This is a genomic window from Brevibacillus schisleri (assembly GCF_055685845.1).
Genome location: NZ_JBVNDM010000001.1, coordinates 3,275,352 through 3,300,504 on the forward strand (window position 1 = coordinate 3,275,352; position 25,153 = coordinate 3,300,504).

Below are 25,153 nucleotides of genomic sequence, written 5' to 3' on the forward strand. Positions count from 1 at the left end.
AACTGTTTCCTCCCTTTATGGTTACGTTATACTGGGCACGCTTTTAAGAGAACGTGCCCAACTTGGCTAACACTGTTACGTATTAACAACATTTGAAACCAATTGCTTCGCCAAATGGGCAAAGCCTTGCACCAATTTTTTCAATTCTGTGGCTTTAAATTGCAAGCTGTCGTAGTCCAGATAAACCTTGATTCTTTCCTGATTGTTCACTTCCCATCTCCATATCGCATTAAATGAAGACAAAGCTCTGCTAGGAACAGAAGGGGTTAACGGATATAGGAAATACAAGGTTTTATCTTGTTTCCGTCCCATGTGGTAAGGATCTGCAAGTACATTCAGACGATTATCGTTTTTGATGCTTTCCTTGACCGTCAGGAAAAGTGAGTCAAAATCGGTCATGTTGGAAAAATCAATTGTCACTGTCTGGACCTGCTCATGCTTGTTCAACAGATGAATAGAAATGCAATCTTCATTTGACACTTGTTTCAACAAATAAAAAAGCAGAGAGAGCATGACTTCCTCGACCCGCATCTCATGGAACCGGGAAATTTGGAATAAGCCCTGTGCGGTGGTTGAGGCCAATTCCAACGCCAACGGAAGGTTTTCACCTCGATCATTTGTTGACAAGAAGTAATTGACGGGCAGTTTCACTCCACGCATTTCCTCACCTTGCGATGCTGAGATTCTCATCTCGATATAGGCAGCCAATTTTTCAATAGTCGGATGTGTAAAAATATCCGCCACATGGATTTGCAGCTCGAAAACTTCTTTTACTTTTTCCTGCATCAGTACAACGCTAAGCGATGTCCCACCTAAATCGAAGTAGGAATCTGCGGTGCTGATTCTCTCCAAGTGCAATAGCTCTTTCCAAATGGAAGTAAGCTGTTCTTCCACTTCGGTAGTCGGCTGTTTAAATGGATTGGAACTGACGAGTTGGATTTGTTGCAGGGATTTCAGCTTTTTCCTGTCTATTTTTTGGTTGCTGTTCAACGGGATTTTCTCAATGACGAAAAATTGCTGCGGGACCATATAAGCTGGCAAACGCTCCAGCAAAAACCCTTTCAGCTCACCAAAACTGACAGCCTTATCTGTCCCTAGTACCAGGTAGCTTGTTAAGCACCTGTCATCAACCCCGCCGGATTTCCCGGCACTTTCCACTATCGTATCTAGCACCACGACATTGTCCTGAATCCCTGGATACGAGGAAATAATTGCTTTTATCTCGGACAGCTCAACGCGAAAACCTCGGATCTTCACCTGATCGTCGACCCTGCCCGCACATTGAATAGTGCCATCCGCCAAAAACCGAGCGATGTCTCCCGTTCTGTACATCTTAGGGTGCAGGTCGCTATCGAATGGATTGGCTACAAACCTCTCAGCCGTTAGCGTCGGATTGTTCACATACCCGGAGGCCACACCCATGCCGCCTATATACATTTCCCCGTATACTCCCAATGGAACGGGCTTATTGAAGCTGTCTAAAATATAGATTTGCGTATTGTCAATGGGCTTGCCAATCGTCTGCTGTTCCGCATTTGTAATCTCGGAAACAGTCGACCATATTGTGGTTTCCGTTGGTCCATACATATTCCAGAAAGATCCAACCCTCTCGAGCATTTCCCGGGCCAAATCTGTTGGCAGGCTTTCTCCGCCACATAGAGCCTTCAATTGCGGACTGCCTGACCATCCCGACATGATCATCATTTTCCACGTGGCTGGTGTCGCCTGCATTACTGTGATTCCGTGTGTTTCGAGTAATAACCTTAACTGGTTGCCGTCGCCCATTTCCGTTTTGGTTGCGAGTATTACCGTTGCTCCGGTAATGAGCGGTAAGAACAGTTCCAGCCCAAAAATATCAAAGGAAAAGGTTGTTACCGATAGAAGCTTATCCTCCGCTGTCATGCCTGGTTCTCTCGACATGGATAGCAGAAAATTGCTTAATGCACGATGCGGAACCATGACCCCTTTTGGCTTGCCTGTGGAACCGGATGTAAAGATGATATAAGCCGTCTGTGACGGTTCGACAGTAATGTTCAATGGAGTAGACGACTCCTGCAAAACTTCGTCCCACTCCTGATCTAGAAGCACCGTGCTTTGGAAATAGAGCTTGGTGTCTGCCAACAAATCGCTGGTGGAAATGATCACGTCTAATCCAGCTTCTTCTTTGATCTGTTGCAGACGCTGAAGAGGAATGCTGGCATCGATCGGAACATACGAGCCTCCCGCTTTCAACACAGCCATCATAGCGATGGCCATCTCCAATGAGCGCTCGATGTATATTCCCACTGGTTTTCCCCGCATTCCTCCCTTTTTTTGCAAATAACGAGCCAACCTGTTTGCCGCATGTTGCAATTCTCGGTAACTTAAAGATGATGTACCTATGGTTATCGCTATTTTTTCTGGATTTTTTTCAACCTGGCTCTCAAACAACGACACGACGTTTTGCCCAGGGTCTACTTGACGTCGAGTTTGGTTAAAACCTACGAGCACTTGCTGTTTTTCGTTCTCGGGCACCATCTGTACTTCTGACAAAGCTATTGATGGCTCGTCTATAACATGTTTCATCAAATCTTCAAAATAACGAGCCATACGCTCCATCGTTTTTCTTGCAAACAGGTTCGTGGAATATTCAATCTCACAACCTATTTGTGAACCTTCCTCCCAAGCGGAAAAGCGAATGCTGAACATGGCTGTTTTATGCTTGTAAAGCGAAGTGATTTCCTTCACTCCACCGATCTGATCTGTCTTGTCGTAGACATCCCGAAAACTGAACATGGTTTCAAATAAAGGGTTCCTACTCAAATCTCGCTGAATGTCCAAGCTGTTAATTAGCTCTTCAAATGGATAATCCTGATGATCCAATGCAGAAGAGATCGTTTGCTTGACGACTTGCAGCAATTTTGAAAAGGAGGTAGCTGGATCGACGCATAGTTTTAGGGCAACCGTATCAACAAAGGGTCCGATGAGGTTCTCTAGCTCCGTCTGTTTCCTTCCAGACACAGGTGTTCCAACGATTACTATTTCTTGCTGGCACAGTTTGGATAGGAGAGCAGCATAAAGAGCCAGCAGACCCATATTTACTGTAACGGCTTCTTTTTTCACCATACGCTTGAAGCGTTCTGTTGTTTGTTCATCGATGTGAAACTGAATGAAGTCCCCGTCAAAACTTTGAATGAGAGGCGGCTTGAAATCCGTCGGCAACTGGAGCTTATTCTCATGCTCACCATTCGCGAATTGATCCAGCCAATACTGTTTCTGTCTGTCGAATGCAGGGCTTACTTTCATCGAAGATTGCCATTCAGCGTAATCCTTGTACTGCACAGGTAGAACTGGCAAATCTTCACCTTTAAAGAAAGACAGGAAATCTCTGATCAACAATTGATAGGACATCTCGTCTGAAATCAAATGATGCATATCTATGAGCAGCATCTTTTTATTTCGCTCATAGCCAATCCGAATAAGGGGCGCTTTTTCCGGTTCAAACGGCCGAATAAACCCAGAGATTGCCGCATCCATTCCTTCCTCGGGCAGGACCAGCTCCTCGATGGTGAATGGAATGGTTTCATGAACAGTCTGAACTACCTCTTGCCCTACGAAGCCAAAGGAGGTTCGGAAAATTTCATGACGTTCGATGAGCTTTTGAAAGATTTGCTCAATACTGTTCGGATCGATGTCCCCCTCTAATTGATACACGCCGGGATTGTTGTATACTGTCGTGAAAAGATGCATCTTTTGCAAGAAATAGACTCGCTTTTGAACCGATGTCAGCGGATAGTAGTCCTTTCGCGCTACAGAGTGTATCCCGCCCTCCCTACTTGGATTGGTTTGTTGCAGATAGGCGGAAATGCCGCCAACAGTAGGATGGTTAAGAAAATACGCCATGGGAATGCGCTCGTTGAACAGCTTTTGGATTTTTCCCAGAATGGAGAGAGCCATAATGGAGTCTCCACCCAATTCAAACAAACTGTCGTGAACCCCGATTGGTCTCACGCCAAACTGTGCTTCCCATACCTCTGTGATCTTTCGTTCCCGTTCGTTTTGCGGAGCGGTATATTCAGTTGTCAAATCAGGCCGTTCATACGTCTCCGTGTTACAAGGCTGAGGGTAATCAAAGGCGATTTCCTCTGAAATAAGGTGAATTTTCGCATCATGATACCGGGTCGTGAGTTCATTCAAGTCATAGGCAGAAATGACAACCTGCGGAAGCTGAATCGTGCCTATCCGGGAAAAGATGTGCAGGCCTTCTTCTTCTGTTATGGCATTCTCTAGCTCCTCACCAGTCAATTGCCTATGCTTCTCTTCAATTTGCCGGGCCATCCCGGTCCCTCTCCATCTCTCCCAATTGATTGACAGAACAGGTAATTTACTTTTATTTCCATGGCAATAAATTGCAAATGAGTCCAGGAAAGAGTTTGCTGCGCAGTAACCCGCCTGCCCGATTGCGGGAATGTATGCACTCAGTGATGAAAACAGGATAAAAAAATCTAGTGGCCTTTCGCGAAGAGTCTCATAAAGAAAGTAAGTACCTTCTACCTTTGCTGCTAACATCTTCTTAGCATTTTCTCGTGTGCAGCGTTGTATCATTTCCCCATCTGGCACACCTGCTGCATGGATCACTCCTGTCAGTTCTCCAGGTAGACTATCAACTTTTTTCATTAGTTCTTGAACTTGGCTCTTGTCACTGATATCAGCATTCATGACGTGAATGTTCCCACCAACTCGCTCGATCTCCAATAACTGGCGAATTGTTCGGCTCACCCCATCATCGGCCTGGTGTTCCGAAAGCCACTCCTGCCATGTTTCCTTCGGAGGAAATGCAGACCTTCCCACTAATATCAGGGTCGCTTGCGCTTTTTGCGCCAAAAATTTGGCAACGGCAAGGCCAATCCCGCCCAAACCGCCTGTTATTAAATACTTGCCGCCTTGCTTCAGCTCTATGCCGTCCTGGGCATGAGTGGAGATGGCATCATATGCTGGCAGCCAAAAATACTTGTTTTGATAGGCAACCACACCGTTCCAATCTTGCGAAAGAAATGGCAGGAGGAATGAATCGAGAGCTTTGTCCATATCCATGGACCTCGGTGTGATGTCAATATCAAAGAAGCTGCATCGAATCGCCGGGTATTCAAGCGGAATTACTTTGATTGGTCCCAGTATGATAGACTTTTGCGGTTCTTTCCCATCAAAGCCAGTAACCTCACAGACCCCATTTGATATGACTTTCAACTCCATCGATTGCTCATAGAAATGCAAGCCGAATTCCTTGGCAATGGCAAGCAAACTATAGTACCCGTTATCGAGAGACGTATCAAAATTGGATAGCGTGAAGCCCTCTTCCTGTTCAAGCAGCAAGCTCCACATATGAATGGTCTCATCTGGCGTGAACGAACACGCTTTCAATTCTTGAAAGAGCCAGCCATAATCCTCGTCATTGCTCGGATTGATCGCAAATTCGTTGTCATTCATTTTCTGTCGATGCTCGCTTTTATAAACAACGATACATTGTTCGCTCAACTGTTTTATTTTTTGCGTCAAAAGCTTACTGATCAGGGATTGTTCGGCAAAAATCAATCGCCGCTTTTCTTTGTGAACATTGCTTTTAGAAGAAAGGATAGGTGTGTGCCGCTTCCATGACGGAACGTAATACCAATCCTCGATGTTTTTCCTAACCAACTGTTTCGATTGATTTGTAGCATTGGCTTGAAGCGCCGTACCTTCCAACCAGAATTTCTTTCGCATAAATGGATAAGTAGGCAATGGGATTCGTGTTCCCTGTGGATTCAATTGGTTCCAATCTATGGTCACCCCGTATTGCCACAGCTTGCCGAGTCGCTTGTATAAATGATGGTGCTCCGAGACTTTGCTGTTTGCAAACGGGATGAGGTTCAGTATTTTTGGAGCTGGATCTGAGCCCAACGTACGTTTTGCCAAAGCACTCAAATCATGCCCCGGCCCGATTTCGATAAAAACAGCACGTTGATCCGCTAGAAGCTGGATTGCCTTCGTAAACCGCACCGTATCTTTTAGCTGATTGATCCAATATTCGCTGGTGCCCAGATCTTCTTGCCCTGCCCAGTCTCCTGTTACACTAGAGATAAACGGAATCTGCATCTGCTGATACGCAACTGGTTGAAAGGCCGTCTGGTAATCATCCAATATCGATTCGACCCGTGAGGTATGAATCACTTTCGGAAAAGGAAGAGGTGTGCAGATCCATTTGTTTTGTTTCAGCTTCTCTTCTAGGTCCAATACCAAATGTTTGGGTCCGCCAACTACGCAAGACACTTGGTTATCAATCGCAATTTCCAGCGATTCAGACAAGAAAGGAGTCACTTCCTCTACCGAAAGCGGAATACTGAGCATCAATCCATCCGGCAGTAGCTGAAATAACTGCCCACGTTTGACAACCAGTTGAATCGCCTGTTCTAGGCTAAACAGCCCCGCAATCGTCGCCGCGATATATTCGCCCAAACTGTACCCGATCACAACATCTGGTTGTATTCCCCATTCCATCAATAACCGGGCTAATGCGTATTCAAAAGCAAACAGAATGACTTGTCCATGATCCAAACTGGCTATCGCTTCCCTAGCTTGATCCCGATCATTATCTTTTGGAAACAGAAGGGATCGATAATCGACCTCCGAGTATCGTTGTAGGATAGCGAAACAATGATCGAGGTGCTTCCGGAAAATCTCCTCCTTTGCATAGAGTTCTTGTCCCATGCTGACGTATTGGGATCCTTGACCGGAGAACATAAACACGATTTGTTCAGGCTGTCCATCTGCCCGGTAAGTCTGTGATTGATGGGGATTTTTATCTTTCAAAGCACGGATCAGCTCCGCGCTGCTTTGGCAAACGATTGGCTTGCGATATTCAAAGGATTTTCGCCCCATTTGCAATGTATAGGCAATATCACGCAACCTTGTCTGGGGATGTTCCTCCACATGCTTCGCCAGGTTTTCGGCCATTTTTTCCAGCGATTCGCTGTTTTGGGCGGACAGTAAAATAAGGTGAGGCTGCTGCTCATCCTTCACCGACTCGTCGGCCTCAGGGGCTTCCTCCAAAACCAAATGCGCATTTTGCCCCCCAACGCCAAACGAGCTAATCCCTGCCCGTAACGGAAATGGCCCATCGCTCCACTCACTCAACTTTGTGTTGATTGTGAACGGACTTTTCTCCATTTCCAAAATCGGATTGCTCTTCGAAAAATGGATCATGGGAGGGATCTGGCGGTGTTTCAGAGCGAGTACGGTCTTCATGAAGCCCGCCACACCCGATGCTGCATCCAGATGGCCAATATTGTTTTTGACCGAGCCCAAGACACATTTGGTTTGCCGATCAGGAAAAACTTGTTTTAGCGCTGTAAACTCGATGGAATCACCCAGTTGTGTCCCGGTCCCATGGGTTTCAATGTACGAGATGCTCTCCGGCTCTACATCGGAGAGTTGCAATGCGCTTTGAATGACTTCTCTCTGTCCCTCAACACTTGGCGCCATATATCCCGCTTTACGGTTTCCATCGTTGTTGATGGCGCTTCCCTTGATAATGGCCCAAATATGGTCTTTATCCGCCAGTGCATTTTCTAGCGGCTTTAACACGACCACCCCGATCCCGTTTCCAAACAAGATGCCTGATGCCTTTTCGTCAAAGGCACGAATTCGTCCGTCTTTCGATAGAAAGAGCCCTTCTTCATACAGATATCCGCTTTTATTCGGAATCAAAATGGAAATGCCCCCAGCGAGCGCCATGTCACATTCGCCACTAAGTAAACTGCGGCAGGCAGTATGAATGGCAGTTAACGACGTGGAGCAAGCGGTCGTTAGTGTCAAGCTGGGTCCTTTTAAATTGAATTTGTAGGAAATTCGTGAGGCGAGAAAATCTTTGTTGCTCAATTGGATTTCGGAGAAGAGATCGCGATGCTCTCCTTCATAGGAATAAACTCTGGCATTCCAGTTATAATTGCTCGATGCCCCTGCAAAAACGCCGATTAATCCGGAATAACTGTCAGGAATATAACCGGCGTCTTCCATAGCTTCCCAGGCAACCTCGTGAAACAGCCGAACCTGCGGGTCCATGACCAGGGCATCTTTGGGGCTATATCCAAAAAAACGCTCGTCGAAATATTCAAACTGATCGATGATCGCGCCGGCTTTTACATAGTTTTTGTTCTGAATGAGTTCAGGCGGTACTCCTTCTGCTTTGAGCTCCTCATCGGTAAAAAACGTAACAGAGTCCAATCCATCCTTGATGTTATTCCAGAATTGCTGGCGATTGTTTGCTCCCGGAAAGCGGCAGGATAAGCCGATCACGGCGATTTCCAAGCCGTTGAAGTTTCGAGTCTCAGCCATTTCGAACCTCCTTCCCCTTTTTTCGCAGCATTTTTAATTTATCGATCCCTTTATGGACTATCTCGGAGCGATCAAAGCCGTGATCATTTGCTTCCATTCCCTTGTCTTGCCCTGTCAAATATCCTGCCAGCTTGCGAATGGTCGGATATTCAAACCATGAAGAAATCAGAACGGGCTTATCCATGTTCTTCTGGAGGATATCATTGATCCCCACAATATCCATCGAAGTGATTCCTGCATCAAAGAAATTGTCGTCCAGGCCCATTTTCGTATTCCCAATGTAATCTTGAATCGTTTCTTGCAGCAACATCTCCATGGACAACTCTTTCCGCCCTTTATTCTTAAGCCCTTCCCCTTTGTATCGGAGCCGGTTGACCCAGAGGGCGAGCCTTGGCTCCAGGTCTGTTGTGGAAACAATGACATGCTCTTCTTGATGGATGAGAGAGAACAAATAAGCAAAAATTTGTCTACCTTCTGCGGGAGTGATCAGTTGTTCCATGCGTTCACTCGCAGCTGTACGATTGCCTGAATCAGAAACCGAGAAGTTCCAAGCATCCCAGCCGACGGACATCCATCTGGTTTGACTCTGCTCTTGATTCATCTTTTGGACAAAACTATCCATGAATTGGTTGGCCGCCGTATAGGCAACCAGTCCAATTCCACCGAGAATCGAAGAGAGCGAAGAGTTCACCATGCAATACGCAATCTCCCTATCTCTAATGAGCTTTTCAAGAATGAGGATACCCCTTATTTTCACAGAAAACTCTGCTTCACACATGTTCCGATTGATATGGGCAATCGAGTGCTGGAAGAAATCGCTTACGACTCTGCCCGCTGAGAAGATAACACCGTCAATCCGTTCAAACCTCTCGTCGATCTCTTCCAATAGGGCCTTCATTTGTGCTTCATCGCTTACATCTACCTGATACAGATGAACCTGTGCGCCCAGTGCTTTCAGTTGCATGACTTCGCGAATTTTCTGATGGGTAGGATCGCTATCAGGAGAGTTGGCCAGATACTCCTGCCATTGTTCTTCCCGAGGGAACTGTGAGCGTCCAGTCAAAATAATTGTAGCTGGGCCCTGATGAGCCAGCGCGCTTGCTGCTGTCAATCCAATCCCGCCCAAACCTCCTAAAACTAGATGAACTCCTCTAGCTTTACGATCGGAAGCAACGGGCAGATCAAAGCGAATGGGTTCGTACGTTCGTACCCATTTGTGACGGTAACGGATGGCCATCATTTTTTCCGGGTCTTGTTTGACCAGCTCCTCAACGAGCAATTTCATGCCGATCTGTTTCTGCTTCTGGAACTCTTCCGCCGAAATTTCCAAATATGCAGAATGGACATTTCCAAATTCTTGTGGAATAACCTGGACAGCTCCGAAGGCAGTAGCGTAATACGGCGACAAAGCTTCGTTCCCAATAATGGACTGAGACGCAGATGCGATAACAAATAACTGAATCGGCTGCTGGGGATCAAGCATCCCAAAAGATTTGCCCATATGCAATAAGCTGTAAAAAGTAGGCGTCTTTACATGCTGGGAGACATCCTTTTCAAAGAACGAGGGCTCATCTAAAAGACTCCACATGTGAACGATTTTCCAGACCTGTCCCGGTTGAAAAACTTCTCGTAACAACGTGAGATACTGCTCGGTCTCTTCCGGATGAATCTCGTACTCATGTGGGGCCAGCTTGGAAAATGTACGGCCAGCCTTTACGGTGCACACCCGTTTTCCTTTTGCTAACAGGGCTTGCTTAACTCCTTCTCCTATTCCGCTAGTATCAGTAAAGATTAAATAGGAATCAGACTGTTCGTCCATACGTGTACGGCCCGATACGTTGAGCTGTTTCCATACGGGACGATACAACCAATTCTCCAGCTCATTTTTGCGAATGGCATGTTGTTGTTTCGCTCGATCTTTCTTCTCAAACCAATACTTGTCTCTGTCAAAGGCATAGGTGGGGAGGGACAGGCGGTTTCTGTTCTCGCCAGAATACAGTTCTTTCCAATGAAATGAGCCCCCTCGCTTCCATATCTCCCCTAGACTGTTATAAAAATACCATTCTGTCGATTCCGTCATTTCTTGCGAACGCAACAATTGGATGACAGGTGGAGGTTCGCATTCAGACCAATCCCGATGCTTCATCCCCATCTCAATTAGAAGGTGAATGTCCCTCTCCATGAGGTAGTTCTCCGTTGAGGATGTAACAGAGAGTTTTTGCATGTTGTGCAACCAAAAATCTGTGTCACGAATCAGCTCGCTCGTGATGGGAGATCCGCTGGATATAACCTCCAGATCATTCCTCCCTACTCTCATCGTCCGTAATACAAAAGCGAGTTCTTCTTCCATCCGGCTTTGTTGTTCCTTTGCAGAATGAAGCCACTTGTGTTTTAGAACAATGATTCTAACCAGATCATTCATGGATAATAACTTCGCGTGATAGACAGCGGAGAATATGCCTGTCCCCTCCGCAATCGCTACATGGGGTTTGATTCCGAGAGAAACCATAAAGTCAGCCAATGCACTTTGGTAAATGAACTGACTCATTTCCACATACATAGAGTCCAGCTTGTCCTCATAATGATCAAGCCCACTACCCTTCAAGATGCTCTCGATGCTGGGTACATCAACTGTTCCTGATGTTGTCCAGGCATGGAGATAGCCATCAATGATACGGGCAAATCCCTTTTCAGTCCGGTACAGCTCGTACCCAATTTTGAGAATCGCTTGACTTTGCGGCGAAAACAGAAGCGCAGTACGCAGCTCTTCTTTTTCCCTTTTGGATACGTCGCCCCTTCCTGTTTCAAGCGAGTGAACAGCTTCTGCGACTGAAGAGCAAACCACCATTTTTCGATAAGGAAAATGAACACGCCCCGTTTGCAATGAATAGGACACATCCGCAAGGGGAAGTCGGGGATGCTCACGGAAAAATTGCGCCATTTTCTTGCAAGTATTCTCTAATGCCTTCTCCGTTTTAGCTGAAAACAATAAGAGATGCTGCTGCCTAAAAGAAGCATCTGAAAGAAAGGAAGGAGCCTCTTCCAAAATTACGTGGGCATTTGTCCCTCCAATTCCAAAAGAACTAACGCCTCCCTTTGGGGAATGGCTCACTTCTTTCCATAAACGAGGCTTTGTGTTCACATAAAACGGACTTTGCTCGAATGACAGCTTGGGATTCGGCTGCTCATGGTTAATGCAAGGCGGAATCACTTGATGCTTCAAGGCAAGAGTCGTTTTGATCAAGCCAATGATGCCTGCTGCGGTATCCAAGTGGCCGATATTGGGTTTGACAGACCCGATGGCGCAAAATTGTGGCTGGGTTGCTTCTGCTTGAAATACTTCTTTAAGCGCCTTTATTTCAACTGCGTCACCCAGTTCAGTCCCAGTTCCATGCGTTTCAATGTAACTGATTTCTCGTGGAGAAACGTTGGCAACCGTCAGCGCCTCATGAATGACTTGCGCTTGTCCGATTGGACTCGGCGCAGTATACCCAATCTTTTCATCTCCGTCATTATTGACGGCAGTACCGCAGATGACAGCCTGTATGTTGTCGCGATCACGAATGGCATCCGCCAAGCGCTTCAAAACAACAATCCCGATCCCATTTCCAAAAACAGTGCCTGCGGAATCTGTATCAAAGACACGACAATGACCATCTGGGGAGACCATGCCTTCTTTTTGGAAGACATACCCTCCTGTTTGCTCACTTCGGATCGTCACGCCCCCTGCCAATGCAATGTCACACTCGCCATTCAATAGACTTTGACTAGCTAAATGGACTGCGACCAAGGAGGAGGAGCATGCCGTTTGCACGTTGACGGAAGGCCCACGCAAACCCAATTTAAACGAAACTTTGGATGCCAAAAAATCTTTTTCATTGCCAATGCCGATTTGCACGTGCCCCAGTCTTTGCACAAGTTCCGGATCTGAATAAAGACGTAAAAAATAGCTGCTGATACAAGAGCTGGCGTAAACTCCTACCACTTGCTGCTCTATGTCCTGCACACAGCTAGCATCTTCTAGCGCCTCCCAGGCACATTCGAGAAAGACACGGTGCTGCGGGTCGGTAATCTCTGCATCCTTTTCGGAATAACGGAAAAAGCCTGCATCGAAATACTCTGTATCTTTGAGGATAGCTCCCCTCTTTACATACTGAGGGTCGTTGAGGAGATTGACCGGAATACCTGCATCCCTTAACTCCTCATCTGTAAACGTCTTGATGGATTCCACACCGTTGACGATATTTCGCCAAAAAGCCAAAGGGGTGTCGGCATCGGGAACACGGCAGGCCATGCCAATGATGGCAATTTTTGAATGGATTACATCTTCATCCATCACTCACATCACTCCCGCTTTTCATAATGAAACTCTTGGATGATGAAAAAGGGTTTGCAACGCATGTCTGAGTTCATCGACGCTATAGGCAAAATAGCTAGGCGATTCTTGTTGGAGCACTTCTACTGAATTATGGCCCCATGCGACCGCAATGCTTTTGACTTGCGCCTCTCTGGCACAGATGAGATCGTTTTTTCCGTCTCCAACAAATACAGAGTGATCAACATTGGAGTGCAGTTGCTCGATGGCGAGCAGAAGGCTTTCCGGATGTGGCTTCGGATGGGTTACATCATCCGAACAGACTACTGTGTCAAAATAATCAATCAGCTCGAATTCTTTCAGGATGTGGATGGTTCGCTTGCGATCTTTTCCTGTACATAATCCGCATTTCCATCCTTCGTTTTGGATGAAGCGCAAAATCTCCTCCATCCCCTCCACAATCTCAATCAGGTGGATATTGGAGCTGGCTATTCTCCGATAATGTTCAACCATGCTAAGTGGCAGGTTCATTTTACTGAAAATGTTGGGAATGGAATCCCCACTGTGTCCCAGAAACTCCTCAAAAGAGGGAAGCGGACCATCGGAAACGAGCTGAAAGCTATCAAAGAATGCCTTACGCTGTACTTCTAGCGAATCAATAATCACTCCATCGAAGTCAAACACGACACTTTTTTGCATACCCTTCTCCTTTACCCTTCAAATGTCCAAAGCAGGAGGAGTCACCCGGAGCGCGAGGCGCCCCGATTTCCTGTCTCCCCGATGGCCTTTTACCGTTTTCCCCGTTGCTGGCGCAGGCTTTTTCTAAGCTCGCCCCGCTGCATGCTTTGCTGCAAATAATCATTTTTGTTATGCTGCTTGTCTTGTAAAAACAAAGCCAACGAACGTATGGTTGGATATTTGAACAAATCGGCCATCTCAATCGTTGTTTGCAGTTCCTTCTCCAGATTGTTTTGAACTTGCATCAACATCAACGAGTGACCACCAACCTCAAAAAATCCATCGTCTACTCCGAGCTGCTCTTTTCCTAATGTTTCTTGCCATATTTTTAGGAGCAGTTCTTCCATGCGATTTTGCGGTGGAGCCGTACGGGAGCTCTTTGGCGTGTTGACATTCAAGGCTGGCAAAGCACTGCGGTCGATTTTATTCGGTCCGACCATGGCAAACGATTGCAATTCCATCCAATATTGCGGAACAAGGTAGCTCGGTAATAATTCCTTCACCATGCCGATGATCTCTTTCTCTGATACGTGTTCCTTCAATACGTAGTAAGAAACGATGACCGGTTCGTTGTTCGCATCCTCGGTTGATTTAACAACACTCTTTACCATACAATCCAATCCATCGATGACGCTTTCTACTTCATTCAAATCAACCCTGTAGCCTCTGATTTTCAACTGGGAATCGTTTCTGCCGTTGTATTCCAAGCAACCATCTGGCAATAATCTGCCGTAGTCTCCGCTTCGGAACAATCGACCCTTACCTGTTTGCAAATCGTATGCAAAAGCCTTCTCTGTTTCTTCTGCGCGGTTCCAGTACCCAGGAGTGAGGTACTCGCTTTGATAGTAGAGTTGTCCGGCTTCGTAAATACTCACTTCCTGGTTGTTTTCGTTAAGTATGCGCAAATTTATGCCATCGACGACATACCCGGCTGGAATTTTTGCAGGATGGACTGCCATATCCTTGTTCATGATGAAAAACGAAATGACCATCAATTCCGAACAACCCAGGAAATTGACAAACAAGCAGTCATCCGCGTGTTTTTGTTTGTACAACTCAAAATCCGTGCCGGACACGACCTCTCCTCCTAATAAAACCATGCGAATATGAGGAAGCCGTATGCCGTCATCCAGGTTCTTCATAAAAAAGCGGAACACGGATGGAACGGAGTGGAACAATGTAATTCGTTCCTGATTTAACCAATTGGCGAATCGCGTCATACTACCGTCCAGCTTGATGTCATAGAGATGCAAAGTAGCCCCATTTAACAAGCTTCCCAATATATCCAAGATGCCGATCGCATGACTGTACGATGTCAACAATGCGATATGATCACGCTGATGGACCTTCAATACCTGGGTGAACTGCGAGAGATAGTAATAGACGTTTTGATAGCTCTGCATGACCCCCTTCGGTCTTCCTGTCGAGCCGGAAGTATAGAGGATAAATGCAATTTCTTCGCCTTCTATGCTTAGATCCAAATTCTCTTCTGAAATGTTACTGGTTCCGTCAGTCAAATTGATCGTTTGGATTTCCTGGTTGATCTTCATTACAACTTCACCAGCCAAGATTATGTTTTCCGAATCGGTCAAAAGAATGCTCGATTGCGCATCGCCGATCATATAAGCCAACCGCTCAATTGGAGCACTTCGATCCAGCGGCACGAACGGAACCCCTGCCTTCAACGCACCCATCAAGGCAACTACCATTTCGAGTGTGTTCCCAAATAAAAGGGCAACTGGTGTTTGTACGCTTTCTGGAGAGCAGTGCTCTAAAATTTTTCGGGCAATCTGATTTACTTTTGCATTGAGCTGTCCATATTCCAAAGTATCGAAGTTATGTTTGACAGCGATATGATTCGGATAGGTGGCAACCTGCTCTTCAAACCGTTTTACAAGAGCGGCAGTAGACTCCTTGAAAGAAAAGGGCTGGTACTTGCAAAGCGGCACAACACCATTCTCCCTGTGCAAGCCCTCGCTCTGTTTCAATATTGGCAATTCGCCAATCTGCAGGTTGGGTTTTTGGATGATGCATTCAAGCAATTTGCGGTACTCGGTAAACATGTATTGGACTGTCTCCTGCTTGAACAAGTCCGTCCTGTAGTAACATTCCAGATAAATCCCTGCGGCAGTTTCGTATAAATGAATATTCAGATCCGCTTTTGTTGTTTTTACCGTGACCGGGTAGGCCGATAACTTTATGTCCTCGTAATACGTTCCTTCACTTTCCGTCTGATTCTTCATGCTCTGGTAATTGAAGATCGTATCATATAAGAATGTACGGCTTGGGTCACGCTTAAAATCTAGTTGATCAAATATCTGTTCGATTTGAAAATCCTGATTTTCCAACGCTTCCAATAAACTCGCTTTTACTTCGTGAAGCAATTCAAGGAAGCTTTTCTCCCTCTCTGGCTTATTACGCAGAACAAGGGAATTGACAAACATGCCTACGATCTCTTTCAGCTCATCATGGTTTCGGCCTGCTTGCGGAATTCCTACCAGGATATCCGAGTCCCCACTGAGTCTCGCCAGCCATGCATAATACGCAGCCAACATCGTCATAAACCAGGTGACCTGATTCTCCTGAGAAAACTTCTTGATTCCCTCACTCAATTGTTGATCAAGCTCCAGACTAATCCGATCACCATGGAAACTAAGGGATGCCGGGCGAGGGAAGTCCGACGGCAACTGCAGGACAGGCAATGCTCCCCCCAACTTATTCAACCAATAGGCCTCTTGTGCCCGATAAGCGGTTGACCGTGAAAAGTCGTATTGCCACTCCGCGTAATCCTTATACTGGACGTTCAATGGAGGAAGCGAAACGTTCCTGTACAATTCAGAAAAATCTTTCACCAATAAGCTAATGGATGTTCCATCCGAAATAATATGATGGATGTCCACTGCCAGAATACTCTTTTGTTCTCCAATTTTGATTAATCCGACCCGGAAAAGAGGCGCCCTCGCCAGATCGAACGGTTGAATAAACTTCTCGAGATCTTGCTCAACCGAATGTTCATTGGACTCCAAGCAAATCACTTCGAAGTCAATACGGGGGTGTACAATTTGGACAATCTCACCTTCCAGTACCTGAAACGAAGTGCGTAAGCTTTCGTGCCGCTCAATCATTTTGGCAAATATCTCTTCAATTTTTCTAAGATGAATCGGCCCTTCCAGCAAAACGGCAGTCGATTCATTGTACCCCACCGTATCTGGCATCAGGCCCTGTAAGAAAAAGATGCGTCTTTGTGCAAGCGATGTCTTGTAGTGTGGTTGAACCTCGGCGGGTGCTATTTGATATTGTCCGACTTGGTTATTGCTTTTGATGAATTCAGCTACGTTTTTGATCGTTTTATACTGGAATAAATCCGTCAACGTGATATTGCTATCAAACTGTTTTCTGATGTTCGTGCTAACATGTATCGCCTTGAGAGAATCTCCACCCAGCTCAAAAAAGTCATCTGCGATACCAATAGGAGCCATTCCTAAATAGTTTTCATAAATGGCACACAGCGCTTTTTCGATATCCGTTTGGGGAGGAACATACTCTACAGACAATGATGGTCGTTTTGCCTGAATCTTTTTGCTTACTGACTGTTCATATCCGTTCCATCCATTAGCCGTGCTGTGATGGCTTTTGCGTAAACGGGTTTCAATGTCGATCGTAGAAATGATCAGGTTGGAAACACCAGACGTCAGTATTTTTCCAAATATTTCACGCCCCTCTTCCGGCAAGATTCCGATCGGGCTGGAATCGTCCCCGTGAGCATCAGCGTTCATCCATTTATCTAGATTAATCTGTATGCTTTGCTTTTTTCCGTCACTGATCCGGTCTGCAACAGATTCGGATATCGCGATTACGGTATAGTTGCGGATATCAATGATCACATTTCCAAACTCATCCATGATCTGAATATCGAAACTCGCCAAGTCCTCCTGCGGAAAACGGCTGTCCAAATATTTGCTGTAGCTGTATATGCAGCGCGGCATTTTGCCATAGACGGCAATTGATTCGTAGGACAAGGGAATAAACATCTTCTGTTTATTGAGAAAGCCGAGCAAAAAGCTTGTCGCTGTATCCAGCATACCGGGATGCAGATGATAATCGTCCAGATCGGCTTGATACGTTTCAGGCAACTCAATGATGGCTACCCCTTCATCTGACCCCGCCATGACTTCGCGAATATTGCGCCATCTCTTCCCGAAATTCAGATATCCTCCATGCTTTTGATGATCCGCTTCGGTAAACAGCACATGCTTGTCTCCACAGCTTTCCTTCAAAGCTTCCACATCCATCGTGCTCGCAGACTGCTGGGTAGCTTCAATTGTGCCGGTAACATGAGGAATCCACGTATGCTCGTCATGCTGAAAACGACTGTATATGATAAAGTCATAGCTTTCCTTGTTTTTAGTGAAAAGGAGCAAGACTTCTTTTTCCTCTTCCTCGCGCACGGTTATCGGCGTGTGGAAATGCACTTGTCGGAGGAGATAAGGCTTTTTCAGCATACTGTTATCAGCGGCTTCCCGAACCATTTCAAGCAATGTCGTTCCTGATAGTACTCCATGTTCATTGGTACGATGATCCTGCAAGACCCAGTGACGATGCAGACTTAGTTTTGAATAGAACAGTTCTTTGTCACCCGCCTGAAAACGGTATTCAAAGAGTGGATGTTCAAGCTCTTTTCTAGGAGCGGTCGATAACCCAGACTGTACCGCCATCCCTACATTTTTCCAAACATCCCATTTCACATTGGTGATTGCCTGCTTCCCTTCCCGGTTACAATACTCGGCATACGCATCTAAAAAGGCATTGGCGGCATTATAATCAGACTGCCCGATAATCGGGGAAATCGTACTGATAGACGAGCACAGCACGAAAAAGTCCAAGTTGTTTTCCCGCAGAAGTCGATTTAAGTTGATGCATCCCATTGTCTTGGACATGATGACCTGGTGCATCGTCTCCTTGCTTATCTGCTGGATAAGGCCGCTGCCCGGAAGTCCTGCCGCATGAATCACACCTTGAACGGGGCCAACTTCCTCCTGAGCACGATACAGAGTCGAGGAAAGAGCAGAGAAATCAGAAACATCCGCCTGGTAGACGTAAATTTGTGCGCCGCTTCGTTCGATCTCCTGAATCCGTTTGATCTTGGCTGAGATGGGGTCTTGCTTTCCGTGATCTCGGAGCCATTTCCCCCACTCATCCTTCGCAGGAAAGAATGATCGTCCAAGCAGAATAATACTGGACTTACAGTGACTGGCGATATAAGCGGCCAACTCCAATCCAATTCCACCTGTACCCCCAGAAATCAGGTAAGTGCCCCCGTCTATAAGCTTCAGGGTTGAATAGGTTTCCAAAGATGTACGCTCATAGAGATGAAGCCATTTTGATTTTCCTCGCAAAGCAAACAGGTCCTCTTGACTACCTTCCATTTCGCGCAAAAGCGTCTCGACCATTCCAGAGGCGACTAGCTGCTCCTGGCCAGAAATATCAATCAACTGGCAGTTCCTATCAGGAAATTCCAATGGAATGCCACGGACTAAACCCAGCAATGTTGCTTTCCAAGGGTTAATCTCTTCATCGCCAAGCACGTCAAAAAGACGATTCGCAACGACAGAGAGTTGAATCGCCGTAGAGCCTTTGATTTCATCTAGTGCCTGGACGAGATGCAGAAAGCCATAATAAGTTTCTTCCAGTATACGTTCGGCCTGCATCTGATCCTCTTCCATGAAATCATCCTGGAAAAGGGAAAAGTAGAGGATCGCATCCGGTTCGTTTTTGGTTTTCTGATAGTATGCTTGTAAAATATCGCTGAAGCCTCTTTTACTCGTTTCTCCTAACAGATAACCGTTATCCGCCTCAGAGACAGGAGGACACCCGCGTGCTACAAAAAACGGCTCTTTATAATGCCGTTTGCACGCTTCCAAAATCGTCGCATTCAGCTCTACATCATGGAAAATGATAGCTGATCGCTGTTTCGTTTTCCCAGTAGGCAAACTGGAAAGAGCACCTCTTTTCCATGTCGGCACGTAATACCAATCTGATACGCCCTTTTGGACCAATGATTGTTCCTTGACCTGTTGCAGGAAAGTTTTCCCGATCTGTACCGGGTCATCATCCAAAAAGTAGCGATTCCGCTCAAAAGGATAAGTAGGCAAAGGGATGCGTCCTTTAGCCCCCTTTTTATGTAAAGCTTCCCAATGGATGCTTACTCCCGAACTCCATAATTCCCCGATCCATTTCAAAACAAAGGCTTCCGAGGGTCTGTCTTCCATGCTACTCGTACATAAAGAAATCCACTCGTGGATGGGCAAATCTGTGTGATCACCAATTCCATTTTGTTTATTTCCTAGGAAAGCCACCACCATCTTCGGGGTTTGGAAGAGAGTGAAAACCCCTTTTGGTATTGAATGCGAAGTATTCAGTACTGTACTCCAAAAAGTTCGGTCCTTCAATTGTTCTCTGAAAAGCTTTTCGCCATTTACAGGAGAAAACATGGGAATCCGAGGCTGGCGAATCTGGTTTTCCGTAATCGCTGTGATCTCATTATCCATGAATGCCGCAAACGAATGCTCGATAGCCACGGCTTCCGCTAGAGTGGCGGCTACCAAATTTCCACTTTTGAAGCCAAGTATGCCAAAGGGTTGCTCATGGTAAGTAGACATTACTTTTGCAAAAGCATAAGCAAAAAGAAAATGAATCGCTTGAAGTTGCAGACTCCCTTTTTCACCTGGATCGAACAATTGGCGTAAATCGACCTTACTGTTCGAACCTATTTTGCTGAGGCATTGCGTGACTTCCTCTCGAAACAGCCGATGCTTTTGGTATAACGAGAGGGCCAATTGAACGCTTTGTAGATCTCCGGAAATTTCCGGAATGAGGTAGAGGATAGATTTTCCCCCTTTTTCCGGTGTTCTGACCCAAAGCTTTTTCGTATCTAACTGATGGAAAAGCTCCTGGAAGCTTTCGGCAATCAAATAAAAACGATTTGACAAAGCCAATCTCCCTACCTGAAGCGTATAAGCCGCATCGCGCAGGTCAAGATCAGGCTGTTGTTTCAAGTGGTTTTTGAAGCGGTTGATCTGCTGCTGCAAAGCGGTTTCTGTTTTGGCAGAAAAGACAAACAATTGAGGTTCATCCGTGGCCGTTTGCTTTTCAAGCATTGGCGCTTCCTCAAGGATTACATGTGCATTCGTTCCGCCAATTCCAAAGGAGCTGACTGCTGCTCGTCGAGGATGATCTGTCGTATGCCAATCCATCAAAGAATGATTTACAAAAAAAGGAGTATTCTCAAACTCTATTTTAGGATTCGGGTTCAAAACATGAAGAGACGGCGGAATTTGCCTGTTTGCCAACGAAAGAATCGTTTTGATCAAGCCTGCAATACCAGCCGCTTCATTCAGATGCCCAATACTTGATTTAACCGAACCGATGGCGCAGTATGCTTTTTTATTCGTTTGATACGCTCTTTTGAGAGCTTCCACTTCGATGGCATCACCGATCTTGGTCCCTGTCCCATGAGCTTCCAGCATCGTGATTGATTCCGCATCTACCTCCGCCATATGGAGAGCTGCCTCGATGACTTCTTTTTGTCCCGGAATACTAGGCGCGGAAAAACCCGCTTTGCGATGCCCGTCGTTATTGATCGCCGATCCTTTTATAATGGCATAAATATGGTCCTGGTCTTTTATCGCGTCCTGCAATGTTTTCAAGACGACGACTCCTGCTCCGTCACTAACGAGCGTTCCTGTCGAAGAGACATCAAACGCCCGACAATGACCATCGGGCGAGTAAATGAGATCATCGGAATAGTAATAGCCTTTTTTGGACGGAAGGGAAATGTGTACGCCGCCCGCAATCGCTATGCTGCATTCGCCGTTTAATAATGCCTGGCTGGCGAGATGAACCGCAACCAATGACGTTGAGCATGCGCTTAGTACGGAGACGCTTGGACCCTTCAACTTTAATTTGTAGGAAATGGACGTACATAAATACTCGCGAAAGCTTAAATTGAAAGTGGGGTTCTCATCAACCAGCAACTGTCTCAGCAGCCAATTCACATTTTCGGTACTTCCTGCGTACAGACCGATTTGTCCCTTGTACGTTTCAGGATTATAGCCCGCATTTTCCAAGGCGTTCATTACCACTTCGTGAAAAACTCTAATTTGCGGGTCCAGTACGGTTGCTTCACGGGGAGTATAATCAAAGAAGGTAGAATCAAAATAGTCTATCCCTTCCAGATACCCTTTTGCTTTCACATAATTCGGATCGTTGCATAGAGCTGGATCGATTCCGGATTGAATCATTTCCTCATCCGAAAAGAAAGATACCCCTTCGACTCCATTCTTGAGATTGTCCCAAAATTGGTGGACATCCTCGGCTTTTGGAAATTTACAATCCATGCCAACGACAGCAATCTCTAACCCTGTATACGTCTGATCGTCATATTTATACCCCATGATAAACTCCCATTTCCCTTTTCAAATTTGTATACAGCAGAAAAAAGCTAACTCTCGACCAATTATTGGCAAGGGTTAGCTACTTACAGTACACGTCTTATGCAGTTAGCGTTTTATTAATAATATCGATAACCTTTTCTTCTTCCTCATTGATAAAGAAGTGTCCACCCTGGAGAGTTACGATCGTACATGATTGGCTCGTATATTTTCTCCACTGGTTAATATCATCCAAAGTTACGAGGTTATCATCATCTCCCGTCAGGACAGTCATATCGATATCCCAAGTATCTTGATCTGCCACCAAAAAATACTCTTCTACATTTTTATAATCACCCCTCAGGACAGGAGTGAAAATTTCCATAAGCTCTTTGTTCTCTGCTACTTCTTTGGGGGTACCGCCAAGCTGTATGATTTCCTGTATGAATTCTTCATCCGGCAAATGATGGATCTTTTTTTTGTCCCGAATATGTGGAGGATACATGCCAGATAAAAATAGATGCCGCGGCTTTCTCCAGCCATTTTTTCGTATTTGTTTCATAAGCTCACAGATGTAAAGAGATCCCATACTGTGCCCAAACAACGAATACTCGCTGTCTCCAATCTGCTCCATTATGTAGGAGGAAACGTCTTTTACACCGTCGGGCAAGGAAGGGTAGAACGGTTCTTTAAAACGCCTTCCTCTCCCCGCCAACTCTACCGGAAGCAGCTCAATTCTTGGGTCCAGCTCTCGTCTCCACTTGCTAAAAACAGTGGCCGAACCACCTGCGTAGGGCAAGCAAAATAACTTCATGTAATCAGAGCTGTTGTTGTTTTCCACTGCGTTTTCCCCTTTATTCAAACCACTTGTAGTAATAAACCGTCTTGAAGGGCATAGCTTCGCCATTTCGTGTATCGAAGGCGTATACACTACTTCATGTCGTATGACCCCTGACTTATTCTAATGTGCCTAAGCTTCAATAAAATGCATCAGGTTGTTATTAAGGAGGATAAAAAAACTTTCCCATGCATTCCTTCTGGCAGGAAAGGTTTCATGACAAACAAATTTTAGAAAGATAACTTTACCGAATAAAATTACCTTTCTAAAATCTCCGCGCATCTTATCTATCTCAAAATAACAAAATTTCTTTTATCTGGAAAGCTTACAAATATACTACCCCACGCTTTCACCCTTGTCAATGCAATTGACGGACTGTTTCTATTTCTCACACAATACAACATCATTGAAATGGGGATGAAGGATGTGAGTACGAATGTGGATACGAATCACGTACACTAATTAATGAAAGAATCTGATTCCAAGCTTCTACTATACTCTTTTCTTCTTTATCGAGTGAGTAGTTCTTTTGAATATAGTTGCTAGCTTTGATTGACTTTTCCATAAAAATATCGTTGGATTTATTAAACTGCTCGATAGCCCGTTCGACTACAAGTGCGAACTGTAAAACATCCCCATTCGATATGGGCTAACTAAAATCTGGTTGAAAATACTCTCTACAAACCAAACCACTGTACCCAATCACGATACAACCACACGCCATCGCTTCAGCCGCGGGCAAGTAAAATCCTTCTTGCGTTCCGAAGCTTAAGAAAATGGATGCTTCTCTGAGGATTCTCGCTACTTCTTTATGAGGCTTTTCGTAAATAGGGGTAAGTTCCCACCCTTTTAAAGCATCTCTGATTTTCAGCATATAGATAACTTCTTCTTTGTGGTAATAGGACGATAACCTATTTCTTAATAATACGACTGGAAGCGGAAGATTATTGAACGTGTGATAACAACCTTGGTTAAAAATCACTTTATTTCTGACTAGAAATTTTTGTGGAAGGAATGGAACGCTGAACTCGGGGAATACCACGATGTCATTTTCACTTATATCTTCTTTGTGGTAGCAGATTGGCGTATCGTTCCTAAACCATGCTCTCTATAAATCGCCATGTCTTTCTAGCTCCTTTACCATGTTCCCGTTTCTATTGCCGTTTTGTAGGCTAGGTCATCCCGACCATCTCTGCTCGATTTAATACCTCTTTTACGTGCTGCAGATCTTCAACCGAACGAATGCAACTAAAAATGATATGTTTAATCCCGAGGTCCTTGTACCTCCGAAAATAACTTGCTACCTCATCGTAGGAGCCAACCAATAATGGCCCGCGAAAAGCCTTGCCTTGTTCGGTAGGAAAATAGATACGCTCTTCTTCTTCTGTATAAAATCCTGCCGCTCTTCCCTGCTTCTTCACAATCTGCATAAATCGCATGGGGACTTCCTCTTTTGCCACTTCGATGGCTTCCTGAGACGTTGGACGTGCGATAATGCCAAGTCGACAACATAATTCCACATGCGAGTCATAAAGAATGTCAAAGCTTTTGACAAGCTGAGAGATGGGACTTGCTAATTGAATAGCTACATCAACCGATTGGAGGGCAGCTTTTTGAAATAAGGAGGAGGCCCCTGGCATAAAAATAATCGGTCTCAAATCCTCATCCACTTGCGCAAAGACTTGCAACTCATTGTACGTGTAGTATTTGCCTCTGTATGTTAAAGGGTCATTTGACTGAAGTAATGACCGCAATATCTCTATGTATTCCACTAAGCGATCGAAGCGTTCCTCGGCCGGTACAGTATCATTGACTTGGCTAAGCTCGGATGGCGATTGACCAGGTATTAAATTTAGCGCTACTTTGCGCCCGTACAAGTGGACTAGCGAATGTATCATTTTGGCAGCGGAGAACGGAGGAATTGTATTTGGCTGCAATGCGATGATCGGCAGATGATTGTTTGTAGCTTGTAAGGTGCCAGTGGCAACAATCCATGGATCAAGCGTAGTATGCTGATAAAAAAGCAGGGACCCTGCAAACCCATTCTCCTCTAATAATTTTGCGGATTCGTGAATGAGGTGGAGTTGATTCTTGTCATTATAATGAAGCCACATCGGTAAATCTGCATAAAACTTCATATACATTCCCACCTTCCAAATTAAATAGATTGCTGCTTTACTTTCCCATCTATATACGTAATCAATTCTTGGATGGTTTGAAAAAGTTCGACATTCAGCATGTCATCTTCAAACTGAAATCCAAATTCATTTTCAACCGCAACCACCAGTCGAATAAATCCAAGCGAGTTAATTCCGACATCTTGTAAGCGGATTTCCTGGGACGAGAAATCAATCCCGCTTTGTTGCAAGTTATCCGGACTAATTTGAAGCTCTTGCATCTGTTTCATGTAGATGCTCACCAATTTTTCTTCGATTTCGTTTTTGGTTATCATACAAATTTCCTCCTTTATAAAAAGATTGAAGA

The 25,153-nt window shown here is 45.3% G+C and carries 8 protein-coding genes; all 8 read right to left on the bottom strand.

Annotated elements, in window-relative coordinates; all coding sequences use genetic code 11:
- Positions 1–75: 75 nt before the first annotated feature.
- A complete protein-coding gene (locus tag ACUUHJ_RS15910) occupies positions 76–8,349 on the bottom strand; it encodes an amino acid adenylation domain-containing protein (protein ID WP_472299317.1) in 8,274 nt (2,757 codons plus the stop codon).
- Positions 8,342–12,685, bottom strand: coding sequence for a type I polyketide synthase (locus tag ACUUHJ_RS15915; protein ID WP_472301202.1), 4,344 nt, complete (start codon positions 12,683–12,685; stop codon positions 8,342–8,344). The genes ACUUHJ_RS15910 and ACUUHJ_RS15915 overlap by 8 nt, the downstream gene beginning before the upstream one ends.
- Positions 12,686–12,706: 21 nt before the next feature.
- Entirely contained in the window at positions 12,707–13,363 is a 657-nt protein-coding gene (locus ACUUHJ_RS15920; protein ID WP_472299318.1) for an HAD family hydrolase, read from the bottom strand.
- An 89-nt stretch (positions 13,364–13,452) separates the two neighbouring features.
- Positions 13,453–21,855 (bottom strand): SDR family NAD(P)-dependent oxidoreductase, encoded by an 8,403-nt coding sequence (locus ACUUHJ_RS15925; protein WP_472299319.1) that lies wholly within the window; start codon positions 21,853–21,855, stop codon positions 13,453–13,455.
- Positions 21,856–21,952: 97 nt separating this feature from the next.
- On the bottom strand, positions 21,953–22,672 hold the full coding sequence (locus tag ACUUHJ_RS15930) for a thioesterase II family protein (RefSeq protein WP_472299320.1): 720 nt from the start codon (positions 22,670–22,672) through the stop codon (positions 21,953–21,955).
- Between the two features lie 646 nt (positions 22,673–23,318).
- The gene (locus tag ACUUHJ_RS15935) at positions 23,319–23,543 is read right to left on the bottom strand and encodes a glycosyltransferase (protein WP_429820060.1); all 225 of its coding nucleotides are present in this window, start codon (positions 23,541–23,543) and stop codon (positions 23,319–23,321) included.
- A 298-nt stretch (positions 23,544–23,841) separates the two neighbouring features.
- Entirely contained in the window at positions 23,842–24,807 is a 966-nt protein-coding gene (locus ACUUHJ_RS15940; RefSeq protein ID WP_429820062.1) for an LLM class flavin-dependent oxidoreductase, read from the bottom strand.
- A gap of 20 nt (positions 24,808–24,827) precedes the next feature.
- On the bottom strand, positions 24,828–25,121 hold the full coding sequence (locus ACUUHJ_RS15945; RefSeq protein WP_472299321.1) for an acyl carrier protein: 294 nt from the start codon (positions 25,119–25,121) through the stop codon (positions 24,828–24,830).
- Positions 25,122–25,153: the final 32 nt, after the last annotated feature.

Bases quoted from the DNA above. Each gene is read 5' to 3' on its own strand.
- ACUUHJ_RS15910 (WP_472299317.1), bottom strand. From the start codon at position 8,349: ATGGCTGAGACTCGAAACTTCAACGGCTTGGAAATCGCCGTGATCGGC.
- ACUUHJ_RS15915 (WP_472301202.1), bottom strand. From the start codon at position 12,685: ATGGATGAAGATGTAATCCATTCAAAAATTGCCATCATTGGCATGGCC.
- ACUUHJ_RS15920 (WP_472299318.1), bottom strand. From the start codon at position 13,363: ATGCAAAAAAGTGTCGTGTTTGACTTCGATGGAGTGATTATTGATTCG.
- ACUUHJ_RS15925 (WP_472299319.1), bottom strand. From the start codon at position 21,855: ATGGGGTATAAATATGACGATCAGACGTATACAGGGTTAGAGATTGCT.
- ACUUHJ_RS15935 (WP_429820060.1), bottom strand. From the start codon at position 23,543: ATGCTGAAAATCAGAGATGCTTTAAAAGGGTGGGAACTTACCCCTATT.
- ACUUHJ_RS15940 (WP_429820062.1), bottom strand. From the start codon at position 24,807: ATGAAGTTTTATGCAGATTTACCGATGTGGCTTCATTATAATGACAAG.
- ACUUHJ_RS15945 (WP_472299321.1), bottom strand. From the start codon at position 25,121: ATGATAACCAAAAACGAAATCGAAGAAAAATTGGTGAGCATCTACATG.